General features: G+C 41.1%; 2 protein-coding genes. One reads left to right on the top strand and one right to left on the bottom strand.

Annotated features, from left to right (window positions below):
- Nucleotides 1–206: 206 nt before the first annotated feature.
- Complete coding sequence (locus PX482_RS12360) at nucleotides 207–488, top strand: hypothetical protein (protein ID WP_002756706.1); 282 nt, start codon at nucleotides 207–209, stop codon at nucleotides 486–488.
- A 150-nt stretch (nucleotides 489–638) separates the two neighbouring features.
- Here the strand turns inward: PX482_RS12360 and PX482_RS12355 are convergent, their stop codons facing one another.
- The gene (locus tag PX482_RS12355; protein ID WP_288096005.1) at nucleotides 639–1,901 is read right to left on the bottom strand and encodes a hypothetical protein; all 1,263 of its coding nucleotides are present in this window, start codon (nucleotides 1,899–1,901) and stop codon (nucleotides 639–641) included.
- Nucleotides 1,902–2,029 lie beyond the last annotated feature (128 nt).

The following is a 2,029-nucleotide window of genomic DNA, read 5'->3' as shown; positions in this document are numbered from 1 at the left end:
TTCTGGCTGAGGAAATTCTCTCCGGACGGGTTTCTGATGGGGATACTGCCATGGTCGATATCGATGAGGAAGGTAAGGTGAAAGTTATTTCGGGGGAAAGACGCGAGTTAATCGCTCCCGTGATCGAATAAATTCTCACTGGAATTAGTTAAATACAGGGTGGGCTTTTTGCTCACCTTTTCTCGTAAAAATAGGGAAAAAGTGCGATGAAAGTCTGGGTTGTGGGTTGTGTTTTGTTATTTTTGTTGGTGGAGTTTTATCAATGGGCCAAGGGGTTTATTTTACCGTTACCTCTTTATATTTTTGCCGGAGCTTTATTATCGATCGCTTCTAATTATTCTCAAGATATGAGCAATTTATTTGCTGGAAATGAACAGGTTTATCAAACTGCTAGTTTAAGTGATGTTCCTCCTATTTTGACGGCAGAAACCGCAATTACCAGCCTAGAAGCGGCAGCATCGGAGGATAGTAAAAAGCTATCAAATTAGGCGGTTTTGTAGAATTGCCATGTCATAACTAACCTGAGTTCAGGATAAGCCGAAACCCTAATTTTACCTCAGCCAGTCAGCCCTATTCTTTCCTGGAAGTCATGGCAAAATCTCCTTAACCCGAACTGAAGTTATCTACTCCCCGCGCAACTACCGAACCGGGTTTTTTGCATCGAGAATACATGAAGCATCTAAGAGGATAATATTTTTTGATTCGACAACCGAACAACTCTTGCTTAACTGGGATAAAACGAGGGGGGTTCCCGCTTGCAGTCTTTCTACCGCATCAGAAGTTACCGATCCAAAGGATTGAAGGCCAACTTTATCGATTGGGTAGTCTGGGGAAAAAGCGGAGCGATCGAGTAACCAAAAACGAATGTTATTTTTCTGGATAAAGTTCTGCACGGCAGTCAGATCGGGACTATATTGGGCCTCGATCAAGTCGATATATCTTTGGCGAAGTTTTTCATAGAATAACAAGTTATAGGGTTCTAAGGAGTCTCGGTGGACAAACACGGGACGCAGGGCAAAGGAGGGAATATTATCACCCTCTAGGGAGAGAGAAGCCACGAGACTATCTTTCGGCTGTTTAGCTAAAAACTGATAAAGCTCCGGTTCTTTTCCCGTAATATAGCTAACTTTTGGGAAAAAATAGTATTTTTTCAGAGAGAGCGGATACAGTAGTGCGGATACCGCAATAACGATGAGCATTATATAGGTTAAAAAAACTCTCGATAAGCAAACTTCTCTTGCGGGAAGTGTTTTTTTTCTATCTCTTCCGACAAAATAAAGTAATCCTAATATTTGGATGACCATCAGTCCAGTCAGCAAGAGCGAGCGAGTTCGATTGAAATAAAGAATCGGCAGGTAGGAATAAATCATTGCTACTTGAAGTAGGAGAAAGATAATGATGGTTATTCCACTTGCTATAGTCTTTTTAGCCCCCCATTCTAACAGTTTATCGATCAGCATCGATAAAGCGATTCCCCCCGCAATAGCGAAAACTATCCTTAGGCTATGTTCCGTGTATCTTTGCGGTAAATATAGCTTGAAGAGGACAGCGTGAGAGATTAGATAAAAGGCGATCGAGGAAAGCAAAATTTGTGGCAGGATAAATCGTGCGCTCGTGATTCGTTCCACTAGAGAAAAATGGGAGCGATAATAGAGGATAATCGGCAAGGCTAGTCCGAGTAGAATTTGAGGTGGTAAGAGGAAAAATTTTCTCTTGAAGGGGTTAAAAATACACCAATCTCTCGGGAAAAAACCGCTATAATCATTACAGGTCCAAAAGGTCAGCGGCTCTCGATGAAAAAATCCGATTTTACCATCTTGTCCGAACTCTGACAAATTTCGAGCTTCCGCCAGAGAAACCATGGCTCCATAGTCACTACTTTTGAAAAGATAAGTAGTCATGCAAAATTAATTACCCAAATAAAAAATTAAGAAGTATAATACATAAAAAAACGAAGCAGCAGGAAAATACAATGAGATTGATTAGAGACCTAAACCCCGAGAGCCAGAAAATGCTAGAGAGAATTTAT

This window comes from Microcystis sp. M53602_WE12 (genome assembly GCF_030065455.1).
Classification (GTDB): Bacteria; Cyanobacteriota; Cyanobacteriia; order Cyanobacteriales; family Microcystaceae; genus Microcystis; species Microcystis aeruginosa.
This window is presented reverse-complemented; position numbering and strand designations above follow the sequence as displayed.